Genomic DNA, 20,132 nt, shown 5'->3' with positions numbered 1-20,132 from the left:
AGATATTGTTAATTTAAACTATCAAAATTCAACTTTGCTTCTTTCACAGGAGAAAAACTCAAGCGATGAATCGGGCAAATACCAATTGAATCTAATCCAGTCAAATGATTCTTTGTGCCGTATCCCATATTGCTTGCAAAATCATAACCAGGATACTTCTCGTCATACATCTGCATTAATCTATCTCTTGTCACTTTCGCAACGATAGACGCAGCTGCAATAGAAATGCTTTTCGTATCCCCTTTTATGAGCGATAATTCTGCTTCCATATATTTGAGTGGCATCGCATCGATTAAAACAAAATCCGGCTTCGGCGCTAGTTGATCTAATGCTTCGCGCATCGCTAATTTTGTCGCTTCATAAATGTTCACTTGATCAATCACATCGTGTTCAATTATCCCTACACCAATCGCAACTGCTTCTGCTTTGATTGTTTCAAATAAAGCATCACGTTTTGCTTCGCTTAATTGTTTGGAATCATTAATACCCACAACAGAAAAATCTGCTGGTAAAATAACTGCTGCTGCAACAACTGGACCAGCGAGTGGGCCACGGCCTACCTCATCCACTCCTGCAATAGATTGATAGCCTTGTTGGAATAAGTCGGTTTCGTATTGTTTCATTTCTGCTAGTTTGGCAAGTAGTTTGGCTTCTTTTTCCCATTTTCTTCGTGCCGATTGTAGCAGCTTTTCTACACCTTTACGTTTATCTTGAAGACATAACTGAAAAAAAGGATCATTTTCTGATGTGATTTCATTCAGTTTTTCTCGAATTGTTGCAATCGAATCACTCATCGCTATCATCTTCCCAGTTCGGGAAATCAAACGACATTCTCCCTAATTTTTGTTGGCGAATTTCTCGAACAACCGTTTCCGCCGCACGGGAATAATCCGGGTCATTATATCGATCTAAAAGGCCTCTTTTTTCGGCTATAAAAGCTAACGTTTCGATAGGATCTTCTGAAACTGTTTCTACTTTCAACCAATTTTGAAGGCGATCAGGGTAATGATTTTCTAAAAAACGCAGACCATAACCAGCAATTTCTTCCATTTGTAAAATATCATCTTTGATTGCGCCTGTCAGTGCTAGTTTGTAACCAATTTCTTGATCTTCAAATTTAGGCCAAAGAATCCCCGGCGTGTCTAAAAGTTCTAACGTTTTCCCAACTTTTATCCATTGTTGTGCTTTCGTTACTCCGGGTTTGTTACCTGTTCGCGCAATATTTTTTTTCGCTAAACGATTGATTAATGTTGATTTCCCCACATTCGGGATACCTAAAATCATTGCACGAATCGCTCTTGGCTTCATACCTTTACTTCTTAAACGATCAAATTTTTCAGCCATTAATTTTTCGGCCGCTTGTTCTATTTTGAATAGACCTTTACCTTCTTGGGCGTTTACAGCTACTGCTGGCAAGCCTTTTTCAGCAAAATAGTCAATCCATTCTTTGGTCGTTTTTTCATCTGCTGTATCTGCTTTATTTAAAATAATCACTCGTCTTTTTTGGTGGATAATTTCTTCTAGCATTGGATTAGAGGAAGAAAGTGGGATACGTGCGTCCACTAACTCAAAAATCACATCTACTAGTTTTAATTTTTCCGTTACCTCACGGCGAGCTTTGGCCATATGACCTGGAAACCATTGAATTGTCATCGTATACTCCTAATCTATAAGTTTGGCGTCTTCAATTGGCCAGTAACAAATCGGTGTCGTTCCTAACACCTTACTTAGTGGAATCGGCCCAATTATACGGCTGTCTTTACTTGCCCGACGATTATCCCCTAACACAAAATAGGTATCTTTTGGGATTGTGCCACCATCTAGTTGATCTTTAGAACTGTAATCATCTGTTAAATAGCCATCTTGCAACTTTTGTTTGTAAGTATCTAAATACGGTTCATCATATTTTTTCCCATTGATGTAAAGCTGGTCTTCTTTATACTCCACCGTGTCGCCGGGTAAACCAATCACTCGTTTGATATATTCTTTTCCGTCTGCTTCGCGAAATACAATCACATCAAAACGATCGACCTTTCCAAAGCGATTTATAATGACACGGTCATCGTTGTGAAGAGTTGGCATCATCGATATCCCATCTACGAGAATAGGGACAAACAAATAAAAACGGATTATAACAGCAAGTAATACTGCTAAAACAGCCGCCCAAATCCAAGACCATAACCGTTTTAAATTCTTCTCTTTCAAAAAACTGCACCGCCCTATTTTATACTAACAGTCTTATTATAAACGAAAAAACTTTCATTTAATAGAGAAATCCGCGAAAAAGTATCTTTCACGGACTTCTCACTATTTTCCAAATTGTATTACTGTGCCGTTTACCATCGAGTCATCAATAAAGCCAAAAACGCGACTATCTGAACTTCCACCACGATTATCCCCAAGCACGAACAGTTTTCCTTTTGGGACAGTACTTTCGCCTGTCATATCCTCCAGTGTATAATCTGCTATGTATGGTTTTTGTGTTGGATCCGGATTCCAAAGTGTCAATGTTCCTTCTGGTAAGTAACTTTCTACTTTGCGTTCGCCATTTAAATATAATTCACCGTTTTTAAAAGCGATCTGGTCGCCCGGCACACCAATGACGCGTTTAATGAAATGTTCTCCTGAGCCAATCATCGGTGGCTCATCGAATACGATTATATCAAAGCGATCTGGATCGGTAATTTTTTCTATAAAAATTCTATCTCCATCTTGATATGTAGGAACCATAGATGTTCCTTCTACCTTTACTGGTGCAATCACAAAGTTACGAACAACAAGTGCAATGGCAAGTGCTGCAACGATAACAAGTACCCAGCTTAATAATTGGTGAGCCCCACTTTTTTTCTTGGGCCTTTTTTCATACTGATCTGTCATATGTCTCCTCCTAGACTTCCCGCAGGTTCACACTAGCGTTCTAAGGATTTTCCAAACGAAATCACTTTTCCAAGCACACTATTTTGCGATATAAAGCCAATGTAGCGACTATCTTTACTAACTTGACGATTATCCCCTAACACAAAAAGTTTTCCTTTAGGGACTGTCAGAGAGCCGTCAGAATACGGAACGTCAGCCATTGTAAAATTAGGATCACCTTCCGCGTCCGTTGTTAAATAGCCATTTTCTAAAGCTGCTTTCTCTGAATCTAAATATGGTTCGTCGTATTTTTTGCCATTAATATAAAGCTGATCTTCTTTATATTCTACTTTATCTCCTGGAAGACCAATGACGCGTTTAATATATTCTGCATTTTCTTCATCAGGTGCCGGAAATACAATGATATCAAAACGTTTCGGACTTGATACTTTGTTAATAAATAAATGTTCCCCGTCATGAAGGGTTGGGTCCATTGATTTCCCATTAACAGTAACTGGAGAAATTAAAAAATAGCGAATACCAAAAGCGAGTATTAGCGCGATGAGAATTATTTTTATCCAACCAAATGCCCCAGAAAAAAATTTATTTTCACTTTTCATGTCTTTTTATCCTCTCCAATTAATATTAATAAAGTATAGCACGAAACAAGTCTGTTGATACAGTAAAACAAGCTGAGTTGATAGAAAAAATGCGCGCCAATTACGACGCGCATTTTAATCATGCAGATGTTTTAATTGGAATAATCGAACCGTCTTCTAGTTGCAGTTGCGGCTCTTCTTCTCCGCGAGCTGCTTTTTCAGTAATAATACATTTCGTAATATCATCACGGGAAGGAATTTCGAACATAACTTCTAACATAATCTGTTCAATAATCGAACGCAGACCACGTGCTCCAGTTTTACGTTCAATTGCTTCTTTCGCAATTTCAATTAAAGCTGTTGGCTCGAATTCAAGTTCCACATCATCAAGCTCCAACATACGTTTATATTGTTTTACTAAAGCGTTTTTAGGTTCAGTTAAAATGGAAACAAGAGCTGCTTCATCTAATTGTTCAAGTGTTGCAATAACCGGCAAACGACCGATAAATTCAGGAATTAATCCGAATTTCAGCAAATCTTCCGGAACAACACGAGATAGATATGTTTCATCTTCTTTTAGTTTCGCATTATCTGTGCCAAATCCAATGACTTTTTCACCCATTCGATTTTTGACGATTTGTTCGATTCCGTCAAATGCTCCACCAACGATAAATAGAATGTTTCCTGTATCAATTTGGATAAGCTCCTGATGAGGATGTTTTCTACCACCTTGTGGAGGAACGCTTGCGACAGTACCTTCCAAAATTTTCAGTAATGCTTGTTGAACGCCTTCACCGGAAACATCTCTAGTAATAGATGGGTTTTCAGATTTGCGGGCAACTTTGTCAATTTCATCGATGTAGATAATACCTTTTTCAGCTTTTTCTACATCGTAGTCTGCTGATTGAATCAGTTTAAGGAGGATATTTTCTACATCTTCCCCAACGTAACCAGCTTCTGTAAGTGAAGTCGCATCTGCAATGGCAAATGGAACATTAAGAATTCGCGCTAATGTTTGAGCAAGAAGTGTTTTACCACTACCAGTTGGACCAATTAAACAAATATTACTTTTCGAAAGTTCTACTTCATCTTCTTTCGTTTCATTGGAATTAATGCGTTTGTAGTGATTGTAAACTGCTACAGCGAGTGCTTTTTTGGCACGCTCTTGACCAATAACATAGTCACTTAATATATGACGGATTTCTTGAGGTTTCGGCACTTCGCCAAAATCAACAAATTCAGAAATACCTAGCTCTTCTTCAATAATTTCATTACAAAGCTCGATACATTCATCACAAATATAAACACCTGGACCGGCCACTAATTTACGTACTTGATCTTGAGTCTTTCCGCAAAAGGAGCATTTAAGTTGGCCTTTTTCGTCGTTAAATTTAAACACAATATTTCACCCCTTCGCATAGGTATGTTGCATATAGGCGACTTTTTCATCTCCTATGTGTGTTAATAATATCATTTGTTTATTAGAAATGCCAATCATCTGTATTCATATTTCTACATTCAGAAGGACACGAGTATAACTCATGTCCCCCATTTTTTAATGAAATTATTAAATCAATCGAAGCTTATTTTTCCACAGCGCTATCTAGTAATACGTCGATAGCTTTACGGATTTTAAGGTCGGATTTAAGTTCGCTCATATCGCCAAGTGCAGCACGAACAGCGTCTTTTTCCATACCATATTTTTCAGCTAATGTAGAAATTTCTTCATCAATAGCTTCTTCTGTTGGCTCAATGTTTTCAGCTTCAGCAATTGCTTCAAGCACTAGGTTCATTTTCACGCGTTTTTCAGCGTCTTTTTCCATTTGTGCGTGCATAGCTTCTTCTGTTTGGCCAGTGAATTGGTAATATAATTCAGGAGTTAGACCTTGTGCTTGTAAATCTTGTGCGAAGTGATTCATTAAATGATCCGCTTCATGGTGAACCATTGCGTGTGGAATGTCCACTTCTGCATTTTCAACAGCTTTCGCAATAACTTCTTCTTGTTTCGCTTGAGCAACAGATTCTTCTTTTGCTTCTTGTAAACGTTTAGAGATTTTTTCTTTTAATTCATCTAAAGTTTCTACTTCTTCGTCGATATCTTTTGCAAGTTCATCGTCAAGAGCTGGAACTTCTTTTGTTTTGATTTCGTGTAATTTTACTTTGAAAACGACAGGTTGTCCAGCTAAATCTTCCGCATGATATTCTTCAGGGAAAGTTAACTCGATGTCTGCTTCGTCACCAGCTTTTAAGCCAACTAATTTTTCTTCAAAACCAGGAATGAATTGTCCGCTTCCAAGTTCTAGAGAATGGTTTTCAGCTTGTCCGCCTTCGAAAGCAACGCCATCTTTGAATCCTTCAAAATCAAGGATAACAGTGTCGCCGTTTTCAGCTGGAGCATCTTCTTTAACAACTAACTCAGCTTGACGCTCTTGTAATTGTTTTAATTCTGCTTCTAATTCTTCTGTTGTAAGTGCTGTTTCGCGTTTTTCAACTTCAAGACCTTTGTAGTCTCCAAGTTTCACTTCAGGTTTTACAGTAACTTCTGCAGTTAGAACCCAAGTTTCGCCTTTTTCCATAGACTCAATGTTTACTTGAGGAGTGTCTACTGGATCAATTCCAGCTTCGTCAATTGCTGCAGAATATACTTCTGGAAGCAAGATATCAAGTGCATCTTGGAAAAGTGCTTCTTCGCCAAAACGTTGGTTGAAAATTTGACGCGGAACTTTCCCTTTACGGAAGCCTGGTACGTTAAGAGTTTTACGTACTTTTACGAAAGCTCTATCTAGACCTTCTTTTACTTTTTCTTGTTCAATTTCAAAAGTAAGTTTTCCAACATTACCTTCTTGTTTTTCCCATTTTACTGACATGGTATAATTCCCTCCATCATCTATTTAGTTCAATTTAATTACTCTCATGACAAGTTTCAGCCATACTCACTAATAATAACACAGATATCCCTGACTTGAAAACAACAAATATCATTATATAAAATAATTTTGCTGCCTGATTTCTAACTCTTCAATAATAGAAATAGCTTCTGCCACCGCTAAGTGATTCACATCGTCTGAAATAACGCTATTGTCACCATACATCGCGTTGGCCCATTTGTAATAAGCATTTACCCAAACATCCACTTCTTTTGGCTCTAATTCAAAAGGATACAGCATGAATAAATGTTGTTGAATAATTCCTAGCACTTGCTCTAACAAGCTCGGATTACTATGTTCAAGCATCTCCGCAAGACCAGCAAATAAGGCTTCTGCAAACTTATTCTCCGCAAGCATCGGCACAAGGCTCGGATTAAACGTACCTTCCTTCTCTACTTTGCGAATTTTAAATTCTTCATTTATTTCCTTTTCTTGCATTAATTCAAAAATCATTGACTGCACAAACGGCGAAAAATGATCATCCGCTAGAAAATCTCTAAACACTGGCAAAAAGGTATCAATTTCTAAAAATCGCGCTTCTTGTAAAAATTCCAATTGTTCGGCTGTTTGCCAAGATGCGAATTCGCGAATATCTTTTCTCGGGATAAATTGCTTTGGAAATGGAATAACATTGTCAGCTACTTCTTCTGTCGCTTCCTTTTTTTCTTCTTCCATATAATGCCGGACTAAGGTGAAATACGTATCCATATTATCTTCTTTCATAAAAGTTACGGATAATTCACCAAGTATTTCCTTATTATAGCCATTCATCGTCAAAAAGTTTTGACCCATTTCTTGCGCTTTTTTCGTCTTATCCGTCTGATTATAAAATTGAATTAATCTATGTACAATTTCCTCGTTGCAAGGTTCTTGATGATACGCATTTTCCAAATAATGTAGCGTACTCATTTTTTCTTCTTCAGACAACGAGGTAATCCCTTTTTCCAGAAATTTTTTAACGCTCATTGGAAAAAAAGCACCACTATCACTCATCGTTTTATCTCCTTTTATTTGAAAAAGCTTTATTTATACTAACTGGATTTACCCATATTGTTAAAATTCTAACCATTTTCTGTGTAAAAATGATGATTTGGTTCATTCTACTTGTTATCGTCTAGTTCTGTCAAGTGGATTTTATGGTGCTTTTTTGCGGAAAATCGGCTGGAATATGCTTAGTTTCGCTGCACCATTTTTATTTGTATGCAAAAAGAAAGACCTCGATTTTTATACCGAAGTCCTTCACTATTCGAGTAGCTTTATTTATTCACTATATTCCGTTAATACGTCTTGATAAATATCTTGATATATTTCTTCGATGTCGCCAGTTTCTTCTGCTTTTTCCCCGTCATCTAAGAATAATTCATTTTCAGCTAATTCCTCCACTGGGAATTTACTTATAATTGCATTTGAAAGAATATAATTGTCTCCATCTGGATTTTTCTCTAAAAATAGCGTATATTCTTCGCCTTTTTCCATATTTTTATATCCGTCGATGGTTAAATCATATTCTTTGCCATCGACAGTAACGTTTTCTACGCTATACTCCATCACTTTAATGGTCATCTTCTCTTTCAATTTTCCGGTTTCGTCTTTTTCGATACTATTGATTTGCACTTCACTCATCGTATAAAAATCAGTTGGGAAAATATTTTCTTTTGTTTCTTTTGTTACCGTTGCTTTTTCGGATTTTTTCGTGACTTTGATGATAATCGGTGCGTCTTTTTCTAAATCATTGATGTTTTCAGCGAGTTTGAGGTATTTGCCGTGATAGGAAACGACGCCGTTATTTGGTTTTACTTGTTCGGATTCAGTTTGTTCTGTTGCTGGTTCTTCTTTTACGCTTTCGTTATTGGAACAGGCCGTTAAGATGCTTAGACTTACTAAGCCCATAATAATGACTAGTTTTGTTTTCATTTTTCATTCCTCCTTTTTACTTGTACATGGCTTTAATACCGTTGTAATCATCTGTTTGTGGTTTTATTTTATTGATAAAGCCTTTGTCTAGCATAATCGCATTTCGCGTTTTTACGTGTCCTAAGCCAAACCCGTGGCCAAATTCATGTATAACTGTTTCGATTTTGTGATTGTTCGATAGTGAGCGAAAACCTTTATAAAGAGTAATTTCATTCTTTGCAACTAATTTATTGGATTTATAGTAGGTTGTGTTACAGACAGCAAGCACATCCCCTTTGTTCGTTGCTGAACTACTGACGGTAAAATGAGGTTTTGCATCGTTTCCCATACTAACTGTGTTTAAATACGGTGAAGGATTCCACGCTTTTGCTCCATTAATAATAACACTCTTAAAACCTTTCGCGGATCCATTAATGTAAATCTTAAAGTTTTTCGCACTCGCTTTTGTCATAACATAGCCTTTCTTCGTATACGCGTCTGCATTAGTTGGTGTGAATAACGCAACTAATACCATACAAATAAGAAACCCTACTAACGTTTTTTTCCTCATGTTGTTATCTCCTTTTTTTATGTTTTCACACGTTTTGTGTGCATTAACCCTAAACGTTTGCCTTGAATTAATTTTATTTAGCTAGCAACTTTATCCCGTGTCCGTTTATTCGTAAAAGAAATTTAGTTCGCACATTAAAATCTCACTCAAGATAACTGCATTTTTGTGAGAAAGCCTAACAGTGCCTTTTTCTATGTTGCTGTAGCCCGATGTGTATTTATAACCCATCCGTCTCGCAATGAAGGCTTGCGTGATTCCCCGTTCCAATCGTAAGTCCCGAATTTTGGCCGTATTGATTTTTCTGCTGTCTACTGTTTTCATGTCATCTTCTCCTTATCTACACATTTTGAGTTGTTAATACAATATTAACAACTCAAAAAGAGTATGTCAATCGCAAAATAATGCGTTCTGTGTTAAAATATAGCTAAATTGTGTAAGATATTGTATAATCAAACAAAAAGGAGTGAAATCATGCCAAAATTAAGTAATAGACTTACACTACTTCGAGAAAAGCAAGGATGGTCAAAAGCGGAAACTGCTAGAAGACTTGGTTTAGCTGCACCATCTACATATGGCAACTGGGAATATGGTATTCGTGAGCCAGATTTGGAAATGGTGACACAAATAGCTACGCTTTACGATGTTAGTGTTGATTATTTACTTGGACAACAAAGCATTCCGATGTATGTCCCTAGTGAACTCCAAAACGAAAAAGATATCGGGAAAAGAATGACAAAAATTAGCGAAGACTTAAAACATGAAGATGATTTAAATTTAGATGGACAGCCGCTAAATGAGTCCGCAGCAAATTTCTTAGCAGATTCGATTGATTTCCTTTACGAACAAGCCAAGAAATTAAATGATTAATCTAGTTCGCTCGTTTAACTTTTAGCATTTTTGGGAATAATTAATGGAGTCAAACTAAAAAGCTAAAGGGGGAGTTTCATTTGTCAGAATGGTACTTCAAAAAGAACGAACAAAAAGTTGGACCTTTTACGAATGTGGAGATGATTGCTCTTTATAGGAAGCAGGAAATTAATGATCACACATTGGTCCAAAAATCCCCTCATCCGGAGTGGGTTGCATTGAAGCAAACAGAATTGCATCAGCATACTGGGAATCACGGGAACTCGGAACTCAAGATTGGCAACCTCTTCTCTGCTGTTTTTAAAAAGCATTCTAAAGAAGAAGGCGAAAAAGTTTTTATTGCTGGAACTAAGTATACAACACCAGCAACGAGCGATATTCCGCACACTTGGCCGCATCCGTGGGTATTCTCCAGAGTTTTCTTAGTATTAATCGTCACGTATTTTTTACTTCTAGCTTGTACATATTTGTTTGAAAATAGCAATACGATACCTGGACTCATGGTAATTGGTTCCTTTGCAGTTCCGTTTTCTGTCTTATTATTCTTTTTCGAAACGAATGCACCTCGGAACATCAGCGTTTTCGATGTTGTGAAGATGTTCTTTATCGGTGGTGTCGCGGCGCTCGTTGCAACACTCGTTATTTACTCCATTATTCCAGTTGGGAAATTAAATTATTTTAACGCCCTTTTGGTTGGATTTATAGAAGAAACTGGGAAAATGATTATCGTTGCCCTGTTCATTCGTTCCTTAAACTCGAAGTATATTTTAAACGGTTTACTTATTGGTGCCGCTGTTGGTGCCGGATTTGCTGCTTTTGAATCACTTGGTTATGCGTTCAACTATAGTGTCGACGTAGCATTCTTATTCAAAGATATTCATATTGCCGGCGAAACGATGATGAATGTTATCTTTAGCCGTGGTTGGCAGTCAATCGGTGGCCATGTTGTATGGGCTGCAATTACTGGTGCTGCACTGGTTATCGCTAAAGGAGATCAGAAACTTGGAATGCACCACATTTTCACAGGAACATTTTGGAAATGGTTTATTATTCCAATCGCCCTACATTTCGCTTGGGATTGCCCGTTCAATCCACTTCCAGCAATCGCGTTTAAACAAATTGTCTTAATCGTTGTTGTCTGGTTCGTTATCTTGCGTCTAATTAGTAAAGGATTAAAACAAGTTTCCGTTATTTCGGCCGCGAGTAAAGCTTCTAAATAAAAAAAGCACTTGTAGATTGGAGTTTTGATAAAAATCCATTTTACAAGTGTTTTTGTATATTCAAAAACACTTTATAAAGTCTATGTTCAAAATAAGGCCATCCTAATTTTTATATTTTACAAAATAAAATAAGCCTAGAACTTCATCTCGACAAATTAATATTATTTTTAAAACCCTTGAAAAAGATAGCGCTTTCATTTATAATTAAAACAACAAAATCTAAGGAGTGTTTTTAATGAAACTACTGAAAAAACTTATTTTATCTCTTCTGATAGTTACGTTCACACTATCTCCTCTATCTCCAATCTTAAATTCTTATGAAATCAAAGCTGAAGCTGCAAGTTCACAGTGGAAAAAATCTAAAAAAGTTTATGATGGCGCTGGTGGATACTACATAACTAATTATCTTTGGGTTAAGGGAAATCAAATTGGATATGGGAATTCTGTAAGCAGTGCTCAAAAGAAAGCTATTCAGAAAAAATATGGAAAAATATCCTCAAAATATTATTATAAAATGGAAACTAAGCAACATATCGCTCCTGTTAAATATCAAACACAAGGTTATATGACAGTAAGTGCTTCAGCAATATGTCATGGAAGAAAATAAGCAATAAACCCCAAAATCAATGTTTTAGAAAGTATTCTCTAAATTCATAATAGAGAATACTTTTTTTGTACAATGAAAGTATTTCCTTCCAATACGAGAAATTAAATAGTTTTCTGTTCATCTTATTTTATGTAGTCCAAAATCATCAATCCTCTCTCATGATAATTTTGCATAGTTCAATATAGTTTTCATGAACTTTTATTTAATTAATGAAAGACTTAAAAATTATATAAAAAGAAATGGCATATCTAATATGGACATATCTGCATTTTCATGTAAAATAGAAGTATTATCTAATTAGCAGAGGGGTCATAGAAATGCGCGAATCTTTGAAAAATAGCAAGAGATTAGTTATTAAGGTTGGTACAAGTACATTAATGTATGGAAATGGCCATATAAATTTACGTACCATTGAGAAATTAGCGATGGTTTTATCTGATTTACGTAACGAAGGAAAAGAAGTCATTCTTGTTTCTTCTGGGGCAATCGGCGTTGGTTGTCATAAATTACAGCTTCCAGTAAGACCTACAAGTATCCCTGACCTTCAAGCCGTCGCGTCGGTTGGTCAAAGTGAACTAATGCATATTTATAGTAAGTTTTTTGGTGAATACGGACAAGTTGTTGGACAAGTGTTACTTACTCGTGATGTAACTGACTTCCCTATTAGCCGCGAAAATGTTATGAATACTTTAGACAGTTTATTAAGCCGTGGTATTATCCCAATCGTAAATGAAAATGATACCGTGGCTGTAGAAGAACTGGAACATGTGACGAAATACGGAGATAATGATTTTCTTTCTGCCATTGTTGCCAAACTAGTGCAAGCTGATTTACTCATCATGCTTTCTGATATCGACGGATTTTACGGGAGCAATCCCACCACTGATCCGGATGCCGTTATGTTCTCTGAAATCAACCAAATCACTCCAGAAATTGAAGCACTTGCTGGAGGACGCGGTTCTAAATTTGGGACTGGTGGTATGTTGACCAAGCTTTCTGCTGCTTCTTATTGTATGGATTCTAACCAAAAAATGATTTTAACAAACGGTAAAAACCCTACCGTTATTTTTAATATTATGCAAGGTGAACAAATTGGTACTTTATTCGCAAGTAAAAAGGAGGAACTTTCACATGACCGAACTCATTAAAAAAGGGAGTGCCGCTAAAGAAGCTTCCCAATTTTTAGCCCAAGCAACAACAAAACACAAAAACGCAGCACTGCTTAATTTAAGTAATGATTTGCTTAACCATACGGCTACACTTTTGCAAGAAAATGAAAAGGACATTCTTCGCGCTCAGCAAAAAGGAACGCCAGAAACAATGATTGATCGTCTTCGTCTTACAGAAGATAGAATGAAAGAGATATCCGAAGCGGTTAAACAAGTAGTCGCGCTAAAGGACCCTATCGGCGAAGTAACGAATATGTGGAAAAATGAAGCCGAGTTAACGATTGGTAAAACTAGGGTTCCGCTTGGCGTTATTGGTATTATTTATGAATCCAGACCAAATGTCACTGTAGATGCTTCTGTTCTTTGTTTTAAGACAGGAAATGCAGTAATTTTACGTGGCGGTAGTGATGCTATTGATTCCAATAAAGCATTAATGTCCGTTATCCAGGATTCTCTTGAGGCATCTGGCTTCCCACGTTCTAGTGTTCAATTAATTGAAGATACTTCTCGCGAAACTGCCCGAGACATGATGCGGTTAAATCGCTTTTTAGATGTGCTCATCCCTCGTGGTGGTGCAAGATTAATTCAAACTGTTCTTGAAAATGCAACTGTTCCAGTCATCGAAACAGGTACTGGTAATTGTCATATCTACGTAGATAAAGCAGCAGAGAAACAAATGGCTATAGATATTTTAGTTAATGCTAAGTGTTCGCGCCCTTCTGTATGCAATGCTGCAGAAACTTTGCTCATTCACCGAGATGTTGCCGAAGATTATCTTCCAGCGATGGAAACTGCGCTAAAAGAATATGATGTCGAACTACGTGCGGATAAACGTGCAAAGGGAATTTTACAAGAGGCAAAAGCTGCGACGGAATCAGACTGGGAAGATGAATTTTTAGATTTTATCCTAGCTGTTAAAGTAGTCGATTCCGCTGAAGAGGCTATTGAACATATTAATAAATATGGCACCAAACACTCAGAAGCAATTATTTCTAATGATTACGCAACTGGTCAAGCATTCCACCAAAAAGTGGATGCTGCAGCTGTCTATATCAATGCTTCTACTCGATTCACAGACGGTTTTGCCATGGGCTTTGGAGCTGAAATTGGCATTAGTACCCAAAAACTTCATGCCCGTGGACCAATGGGCTTAACAGAACTTACATCCACTAAATATATTATTTTCGGAGATGGTCAAATCCGCAATTAAAAAGAAGGTAGCCTATTGTTTAGGCTACCTTCTTTTTTCATCCAACCAATCAATTACATCTTGAAAAACAGTTTCTTTACATAATTCATTCACCAGTTCATGACGAGCATCTTCATAGATTTTATAAGTAACATCCTCTACCCCAGCTTTTTCTAAGGATAAAGCAATTTTCGGTGTGTCTTTTCCGAAATGCCCTACCGGATCATCACTTCCAGAAAGCAACAACACAGGCAAATCTTTTGGCACACTTTCTAATGTTTCTTTTTGTTGACTCACCTTTACGGCTTCAAAAAGGTTATGGAAAAAACCACTTGTTCCAACTACTGGCCCGCAAAACGGATCTTGTTCATAGGCTTCATAAATAGCCACATCCCGCGAAAGCCAACTAAAACGATGATTTTCATTAAATGGCTTATTATAACCCCAAAATGCCAATTTATTTAGAAGACCACTTCTTTTTCTTTCATCTTTTTTCACTCTTTGTTTTGTAATCATTTGGCCCATTTTTAGAAGAGCTATCGGTTGAAGTCCGCTACCGCTGAGAATTACTCCATCAACTTGGTATTTCGCCATAAAGGTTCGTATAATAAAACTTCCCATACTATGCGCAAAAATAAAGTATGGTAAACCGGGATACGTTTCTTTTAAATAAGTTCGTACCACCACTTCATCTTCTACCATATTATTAAAGCCTGTTTCTCCATCTAAATGGCCTAAAGATGCTTCATCAATGGCTGATTTCCCAAAGCCACGATGATCATCGGCTACGACAATATATCCAGCCAGATTCAAACGTTCCGCAAACAAGCCATATCTTGCCCCGTGTTCTGCCATCCCATGAACAATTTGAACTACACCAACTGGATTTTCCACCTCATCCCAAATATGTAAATGCAAATCGAGTCCATCTGTAGCTTTTAATTTCATTTGTTTGTACATCTGTCTCCCTCCCATTTCATCTTATTATTAGTATACCACCTGATAGTTGTTTTCACTATTTCACAGGCTTTTTTAGGACTTTTGTATAACTAGTTAAAAAGTTACAGTTCCAACTATTCATTTATCGCAAGTAGATTGTTCACATAATCACAATATGTTATAATAGTCCCATAAGGAGATGACACACATGGATAACTGTTTAGCGCAATTACAAATGTATGATTATTTACTCAAAAAATACCGTAACAAAGAGGTTTTCCCTGAGACGAGAATGATTGTTGAAATCGACGGAAAACTTTGGACTGGTGACTTCCTGCAACTAGATGATTGTCATATTATTGAGATTGATTGGGAAGATACTCGGTTTACGCGTATCGAACGTACGAAAGATGCTATCAATGATGAATTTAACGAAAAAGTTACGAACTCTAATGTAAACGTAAGTGAAAATCGTATCGATTCCAAAATTGGTAGTTTAAAAAACATTGAAATATTGTATCAAGAAATTGGCAATTTTGTTCGCCAAGTAGAAAGTTCTACTACAACATTAAAACCGTTACTCTACAACGCTTATTGTTTAGATACACGGGTTAAATTACCATTCTTAGATATCAGTAAAAAAGAGATTACCTTAATATCTTTAACTAATTAAATAAAATCCCGCGAAACGTAAAAATTTCGCGGGATTTTTTTATGTTGTCTGTTCCAAATGTATAATGTTTTTACTTGAAAGATTTGCTAGCTCCGTTTCGAGAAATGTTGGTAAAATGGTGATATTTTTCAACTTGTCTATATCGAACCATTTAAAATGCAGTTTATATGCCTCTTCCCCGTATTGACCAAATTCTTCTATTTTTGTAAATGTAGGTTGATTAAGTAAACTGCTATCTGGGAACAGTTTAACCGCATAATAAAACTCAATACTATCTATTTCTTCGCCGCGATATAAAAAGCGATTTTCCGCAATAATGCTCAATTCTAAAATAGCCACATCTTCCCCGAGTTCTTCTTTCATTTCACGTTTTAATCCTTCTTTTGTTGATTCATTTTCCACTGCACCGCCCGGAAGTGTCCAGTAATCTTCTTCTTGGTTTGAGTGGAGCAAAATTTTGTTTTGATGCATGATAATTGCTACAGTTCTAACGTGTTTCATGGCCACCTCTCCCTTCATTTTCATAATTCCAATCTATCCAGCGCTATTGTAGCACATTTGCACTAAATTGTAACCGAAATTTGCTAACCCGCTTTATTACCAAAATCACCTAAAATTTGGTACACTATTAGTAGTAAGGTCTGTACTTGTGTTTTGATTTAAGAGGAGGTATTTTCTATGACTAAAGTTATTTTAACTATTTTTGCAATTATTGTTCCAGCGTTTCTCGGATTTATTCTTGCTTATCAAATCTATAAGAAAAAAACTGCCACTTATATGCCACTTAAAAATGAATTTGTTCACTGGGCAAAGTAAGCGCGAATTAGGGAGGGAAACAAATTGAAAAAAACAGAAAGCGAAAAACCACTTGTCATCAAAATTGTTATTAGCGTTCTTGTAGGTTTATTTTTACTTAATTTAATGCCATTTTTAGCGATTTTCGGCTAATTACTTTTACTTAAAAAAGGCTTGAAGCTGCTTATTTTTTATGGTATATTGTAAATTGTGTTGAAATGAATAGCAATTTTTTATGGTGAGACAATTAATGACTAATATGTCAGTTAATGCTTTTTTAATAAAAAGACTCCAGAGTGCCTTTTTAGAGGTGTTCTTGGGTCTTTTTTTGTGTGGAAAGGAGAAATGGATATGAAAAATAAAACAGGTTGGAACATCGCAAAAATCGTTACGGGGGCGCTAATTTTCTCGCTCGCTGTCAATATTTTTGCCATCCCGAATAATTTAGGAGAAGGCGGCGTTACAGGGCTAACAATGATGCTTTATTACTTGCTTGGCTGGACTCCCGCTGTCACTACCTTTATTTTTAATGGTATTTTACTTATTATTGGTTACAAGTTTCTTGATCGGATGACGATTGTCTGGACGATTGTCGCTATTAGTTTCACGTCGATCTTTTTACATTTTTCTGAGCCGCTTGCTTTTGTGGCAAACCAAACTATTATCGCTGCAATTTTTGCTGGATTAATGATGGGTGTCGGAATGGGGCTAATTATGAACGGGGGCGGAACAACAGCCGGTAGTGCGATTTTAGCGAAAATTGCTAATAAATACCTTGGTTGGAATACGAGCTATGCCCTACTGTTCTTTGATTTACTGGTCGTGATTCCTTCTGTCTTTGTTATCGGATTTGAAAATATGTTATTGACGGTCGTTTCGCTTTATATTTCGACCAAAGTACTTGATTTCATTCTGGAAGGTTATAATCCGAAGAAATCTGTTACGATTATTTCGGACTATTATGAAGAAATTGCTACGGAAATTGATGCAAGTTTGGAACGTGGAATTACCCTTTTCAATGGTCAAGGGTTCTATATGCGCCAAGACAAAAAAATTCTTTATATCGTGATTAGTCGTGATCAGCTGCTACCTCTCACAAAAATCGTCAATAAATATGATGAGAAAGCATTCTTTATTATTAATGATGTACAAAGTGTCGTTGGTGAAGGTTTTACAAAACAAATTACAAGCGAATAATGTCGTTTAGCTAAAGTTATGTTACAATAATGTGGAAATTATTTTTAATGTAAGTGAGGCGTCCTTATGAAAAGTTCTAAACCGGCTTATTTGGTTTTACTTGTTGTTGGCTTGGTTTTTGTTTTTCTAGGACTATCTAATATCGGAATCTCTATATTTTGGGATTTTAGCGACTTAGAGAATTTGATGGTTGGCGGTTTGCTAATCATCATCGGACTCATCACACTTAGAATTCGATATTCATTTAAAAAAAGAGGATAGAAAAGCACTGCAATTCAGACTTGCAGTGCTTTTCTTCTGTTAAAAAATCACATTTTCTTGAATAACATCTAATTTTTTAATAATAATATAGCGATTTTGCATCGTAATGACGCCTTCTTTTTTGAGTTGTTGGAAAATCCGGTTCACACTGCTTGCTGAATTTATCCCGCAAAAATGACCAATTTCTTCATTGCTTACTAGAAAATCAATCAAATACTGCTCTTCTGCTATTTCCACGCCAAACAGTGTATACAGTTCATAGAGTTGCGTACAAATCGCTCCAAGTTTCCCATTCATCAACATTTGCTGCATCTTTTTAATTGATTGCAAAAGTCGTGTCCGATAATAATCTTTCACATAAATTTGCAAATCCACATCGCGGTTCACATCTTTCCAAAACCTCACCCGATCAACTTGGTACAGTTCTGCCGTATCCGACTCCACGCGAATGTTAAATGGTGCATTGGCAAACTGGGAATACTCATCTTTTAATAGCGAAATGATATCCATTTTATTAATGTAATTTAAGTTAAACTCCCTACCATCCCTTGAAATAATACTTGTTTTAATAATCCCTTTTTTTAGTATGTAGACATAAGAATCCTCAAGTCCCTCGTAAGTTAAATATTTGCGTTTTCCCCTTGTGATAACTGGAAAATCATTTGTGCTTACATAATTATTAAGAATATTTTGCTTCATGTTCTTAACCTCCTTTTTGTCATTCCAGTTAAAGCATATTAATCATACAAAATACTATTCCCTATTTTTTCAACATATGTTATACAAATTTGTATATATCAGAAATAATTACCAAATTAAAAAGTATCCTCTTCCAATTTCCCCTATAATACTGTTTGTCGCTGAGATAAATTACAAATTATATGTAGGAAGGGATTTTATTTTATGAAAGAAAAATTATTTAACAAGGGTTTTGTCTTAATAACATTGATTAACTTTGTCGTTTATCTCGTTTATTATTTGCTTATGGTGATTATCGCCGTTATCGCGCAGGAAGAATTGAATGCGTCACTTGGCGAAGCAGGATTTGCGTCCGGGATTTATATTATCGGAACGCTTCTCGCACGGCTTTACATGGGGAAAAAGCTCGAACTGTTTGGCCGTAAGCGTGTTTTAAGATTTGGGATTTTATTTTTCTTAGTAACGACGCTGGCTTACTTATACATGCCGACGATTGCGATTATGTTCGTTATTCGCTTTTTAAATGGGTTCGCTTACGGGACAACCTCAACAGCTACCAATGCGATTGTAACAGCCTATATTCCTAATTCTCGAAATGGTGAAGGGATTAATTATTATGGTCTTAGTACGAGCCTCGCTGCTGCGATTGGGCCATTTATAGGGATGATTCTACTGAGCAAAACGAACTTTTATACGATTATTGTTTTCTCTACGATGATTGTCTTTTTAACTGCACTACTTTGCTTCTATTTGCCAGTGAAAAATATTGTTTTAACGACAGAGCATCGCAAAGCGTTACAAACTTGGACGGTTAAAAGTTTTATTGAAACTAAAGTTATTCCGATTACATTTATTGCTTTTTTGATGGGGATTTCTTATTCGAGCGTGCTTACATTCCTTGCTTCTTACGCAAGAGAAATCAATTTAGTGAGCGCTGGGACATTTTTCTTTGTCGTTTATGCGCTTGTTATTACATTTACTCGGCCGATGTCTGGAAAATTATTTGATGCTAAAGGTGAAAAATATGTGATGTATCCGAGTTATCTCTTTTTAGCAGTTGGTTTGGTTGTGCTAAGTACGGCAACCTCCAGTCTTGTTTTACTTATTTCGGGTGGCTTGATTGGTTTAGGTTACGGGACCTTTATGTCAAATGGGCAAGCTGTTTGTTTGAAAGTTTGCGAGCCTCACCGCATTGGGATTGGCTTATCTACTTACTTTATCGGACTTGATTTAGGGCTTGGGATTGGGCCTTATATTATGGGTGAAATTCATCATGTACTCTCATTCCAAGGCATTTACATTATCGCTGGCGCTATCGCATTTGTGTGCGTCTTTATCTATATGTTTTTATCCAGAAAAAAAGTGTCCAGTGGCGTGCAAGAACAACTAAAAGGGAGCGAAGAACTATGAATAAATTATTACTGATTACTGCTGCGGGCTATATCGTAGGAGCTAGAGGCATCGAAAATGAAAAACGCCAATCGATTCAACTTCGTGATGTGTACATTAATAATCCATCGCAACGTTTAATTGATCACTTTGAAAGTATCGAAATTGCTAAAGAGCAGATTATCGGACATAAAAAGTTATCCACGGAGGATGCGAAAAATTTGATTAGTCGTTGGGAAGCGAGTTATTTTACAACGTCTTGATAGAGCGGAAGCATTGCG

The 20,132-nt window shown here is 36.5% G+C and carries 25 protein-coding genes; 11 read left to right on the top strand and 14 right to left on the bottom strand.

Features of this window, described 5'->3' with window-relative positions; translation table 11 throughout:
• Nucleotides 1-8 precede the first annotated feature (8 nt).
• From rnhB to HCJ30_RS05145, 11 genes are all read right to left on the bottom strand, one after another.
• Nucleotides 9-794, bottom strand: a complete 786-nt coding sequence (rnhB, locus tag HCJ30_RS05195; RefSeq protein ID WP_185391238.1) for a ribonuclease HII — start codon at nt 792-794, stop codon at nt 9-11.
• Nucleotides 787-1,653: a ribosome biogenesis GTPase YlqF gene (gene ylqF / locus HCJ30_RS05190; protein WP_008947650.1), complete on the bottom strand. Its 867-nt coding sequence runs from the start codon at nt 1,651-1,653 to the stop codon at nt 787-789. Before ylqF ends, rnhB begins: the two co-directional genes overlap by 8 nt.
• A 9-nt stretch (nt 1,654-1,662) precedes the next feature.
• The gene (sipZ, locus tag HCJ30_RS05185) at nt 1,663-2,205 is read right to left on the bottom strand and encodes a type I signal peptidase SipZ (protein WP_185391237.1); all 543 of its coding nucleotides are present in this window, start codon (nt 2,203-2,205) and stop codon (nt 1,663-1,665) included.
• A gap of 102 nt (nt 2,206-2,307) precedes the next feature.
• Nucleotides 2,308-2,877 (bottom strand): type I signal peptidase SipY, encoded by a 570-nt coding sequence (gene sipY, locus HCJ30_RS05180; protein WP_185391236.1) that lies wholly within the window; start codon nt 2,875-2,877, stop codon nt 2,308-2,310.
• Between the two features lie 32 nt (nt 2,878-2,909).
• Nucleotides 2,910-3,476 carry a type I signal peptidase SipX gene (sipX, locus tag HCJ30_RS05175; RefSeq protein WP_185391235.1) on the bottom strand — a complete coding sequence of 189 codons (567 nt, stop codon included), beginning with the start codon at nt 3,474-3,476 and terminating at the stop codon, nt 2,910-2,912.
• A gap of 118 nt (nt 3,477-3,594) precedes the next feature.
• A complete protein-coding gene (clpX, locus tag HCJ30_RS05170; RefSeq protein WP_003766662.1) occupies nt 3,595-4,854 on the bottom strand; it encodes an ATP-dependent protease ATP-binding subunit ClpX in 1,260 nt (419 codons plus the stop codon).
• Between the two features lie 184 nt (nt 4,855-5,038).
• A complete protein-coding gene (gene tig, locus HCJ30_RS05165; RefSeq protein ID WP_185391234.1) occupies nt 5,039-6,322 on the bottom strand; it encodes a trigger factor in 1,284 nt (427 codons plus the stop codon).
• 114 nt (nt 6,323-6,436) lie between these two features.
• Entirely contained in the window at nt 6,437-7,375 is a 939-nt protein-coding gene (locus tag HCJ30_RS05160; protein WP_185391233.1) for a hypothetical protein, read from the bottom strand.
• Between the two features lie 267 nt (nt 7,376-7,642).
• Complete coding sequence (locus HCJ30_RS05155) at nt 7,643-8,296, bottom strand: hypothetical protein (protein ID WP_185391232.1); 654 nt, start codon at nt 8,294-8,296, stop codon at nt 7,643-7,645.
• 16 nt (nt 8,297-8,312) lie between these two features.
• On the bottom strand, nt 8,313-8,846 hold the full coding sequence (locus HCJ30_RS05150; RefSeq protein ID WP_185391231.1) for a matrixin family metalloprotease: 534 nt from the start codon (nt 8,844-8,846) through the stop codon (nt 8,313-8,315).
• A gap of 105 nt (nt 8,847-8,951) precedes the next feature.
• Nucleotides 8,952-9,167: a helix-turn-helix domain-containing protein gene (locus tag HCJ30_RS05145; protein ID WP_003736439.1), complete on the bottom strand. Its 216-nt coding sequence runs from the start codon at nt 9,165-9,167 to the stop codon at nt 8,952-8,954.
• Between the two features lie 150 nt (nt 9,168-9,317).
• Here HCJ30_RS05145 and HCJ30_RS05140 point away from each other — a divergent pair, with 150 nt between their 5' ends.
• The 5 genes from HCJ30_RS05140 (at nt 9,318) to HCJ30_RS05120 (ending at nt 13,919) form a co-directional block, all read left to right on the top strand.
• The gene (locus tag HCJ30_RS05140; RefSeq protein WP_185391230.1) at nt 9,318-9,713 is read left to right on the top strand and encodes a helix-turn-helix domain-containing protein; all 396 of its coding nucleotides are present in this window, start codon (nt 9,318-9,320) and stop codon (nt 9,711-9,713) included.
• 80 nt (nt 9,714-9,793) lie between these two features.
• The gene (locus HCJ30_RS05135) at nt 9,794-10,933 is read left to right on the top strand and encodes a PrsW family glutamic-type intramembrane protease (RefSeq protein WP_185391229.1); all 1,140 of its coding nucleotides are present in this window, start codon (nt 9,794-9,796) and stop codon (nt 10,931-10,933) included.
• Between the two features lie 235 nt (nt 10,934-11,168).
• A complete protein-coding gene (locus HCJ30_RS05130; protein ID WP_068998444.1) occupies nt 11,169-11,540 on the top strand; it encodes a hypothetical protein in 372 nt (123 codons plus the stop codon).
• 317 nt (nt 11,541-11,857) lie between these two features.
• On the top strand, nt 11,858-12,688 hold the full coding sequence (gene proB, locus HCJ30_RS05125) for a glutamate 5-kinase (RefSeq protein ID WP_185391228.1): 831 nt from the start codon (nt 11,858-11,860) through the stop codon (nt 12,686-12,688).
• Complete coding sequence (locus tag HCJ30_RS05120; protein ID WP_185391227.1) at nt 12,672-13,919, top strand: glutamate-5-semialdehyde dehydrogenase; 1,248 nt, start codon at nt 12,672-12,674, stop codon at nt 13,917-13,919. The genes proB and HCJ30_RS05120 overlap by 17 nt, the downstream gene beginning before the upstream one ends.
• A 24-nt stretch (nt 13,920-13,943) precedes the next feature.
• Here HCJ30_RS05120 and HCJ30_RS05115 read toward each other — a convergent pair whose 3' ends face one another.
• Complete coding sequence (locus tag HCJ30_RS05115) at nt 13,944-14,858, bottom strand: alpha/beta hydrolase (protein ID WP_185391226.1); 915 nt, start codon at nt 14,856-14,858, stop codon at nt 13,944-13,946.
• A gap of 187 nt (nt 14,859-15,045) precedes the next feature.
• On the opposite strand from HCJ30_RS05115, the gene HCJ30_RS05110 reads away from it, so the two are divergent.
• On the top strand, nt 15,046-15,510 hold the full coding sequence (locus tag HCJ30_RS05110; RefSeq protein WP_185391225.1) for a hypothetical protein: 465 nt from the start codon (nt 15,046-15,048) through the stop codon (nt 15,508-15,510).
• Nucleotides 15,511-15,549: 39 nt separating this feature from the next.
• Here the strand turns inward: HCJ30_RS05110 and HCJ30_RS05105 are convergent, their stop codons facing one another.
• On the bottom strand, nt 15,550-16,011 hold the full coding sequence (locus tag HCJ30_RS05105; protein ID WP_185391224.1) for an NUDIX hydrolase: 462 nt from the start codon (nt 16,009-16,011) through the stop codon (nt 15,550-15,552).
• Nucleotides 16,012-16,188: 177 nt separating this feature from the next.
• On the opposite strand from HCJ30_RS05105, the gene HCJ30_RS05100 reads away from it, so the two are divergent.
• From HCJ30_RS05100 to HCJ30_RS05090, 3 genes are all read left to right on the top strand, one after another.
• Nucleotides 16,189-16,326 (top strand): hypothetical protein, encoded by a 138-nt coding sequence (locus HCJ30_RS05100; RefSeq protein WP_003723553.1) that lies wholly within the window; start codon nt 16,189-16,191, stop codon nt 16,324-16,326.
• 330 nt (nt 16,327-16,656) lie between these two features.
• Nucleotides 16,657-17,502, top strand: a complete 846-nt coding sequence (locus tag HCJ30_RS05095) for a YitT family protein (RefSeq protein ID WP_185391223.1) — start codon at nt 16,657-16,659, stop codon at nt 17,500-17,502.
• 66 nt (nt 17,503-17,568) lie between these two features.
• Nucleotides 17,569-17,763 carry a hypothetical protein gene (locus HCJ30_RS05090; protein ID WP_185391222.1) on the top strand — a complete coding sequence of 65 codons (195 nt, stop codon included), beginning with the start codon at nt 17,569-17,571 and terminating at the stop codon, nt 17,761-17,763.
• A 39-nt stretch (nt 17,764-17,802) separates the two neighbouring features.
• Here the strand turns inward: HCJ30_RS05090 and HCJ30_RS05085 are convergent, their stop codons facing one another.
• The gene (locus tag HCJ30_RS05085) at nt 17,803-18,462 is read right to left on the bottom strand and encodes a Crp/Fnr family transcriptional regulator (protein ID WP_185391221.1); all 660 of its coding nucleotides are present in this window, start codon (nt 18,460-18,462) and stop codon (nt 17,803-17,805) included.
• Nucleotides 18,463-18,666: 204 nt separating this feature from the next.
• On the opposite strand from HCJ30_RS05085, the gene HCJ30_RS05080 reads away from it, so the two are divergent.
• Together HCJ30_RS05080 and HCJ30_RS05075 are read left to right on the top strand one after the other, a co-directional pair.
• Nucleotides 18,667-19,872 (top strand): MFS transporter, encoded by a 1,206-nt coding sequence (locus HCJ30_RS05080; protein WP_185391220.1) that lies wholly within the window; start codon nt 18,667-18,669, stop codon nt 19,870-19,872.
• The gene (locus HCJ30_RS05075) at nt 19,869-20,114 is read left to right on the top strand and encodes a hypothetical protein (RefSeq protein WP_185391219.1); all 246 of its coding nucleotides are present in this window, start codon (nt 19,869-19,871) and stop codon (nt 20,112-20,114) included. The genes HCJ30_RS05080 and HCJ30_RS05075 overlap by 4 nt, the downstream gene beginning before the upstream one ends.
• The last annotated feature ends 18 nt before the right edge of the window (nt 20,115-20,132 follow it).

Origin of the sequence: Listeria cossartiae subsp. cossartiae, from assembly GCF_014224155.1 — a bacterium.
In the GTDB taxonomy this organism is placed as follows: Bacteria; Bacillota; Bacilli; order Lactobacillales; family Listeriaceae; genus Listeria; species Listeria cossartiae.
The sequence above is the reverse complement of the archived record's forward strand: the minus strand, read 5'-3'. Positions and strand labels throughout refer to the sequence as shown.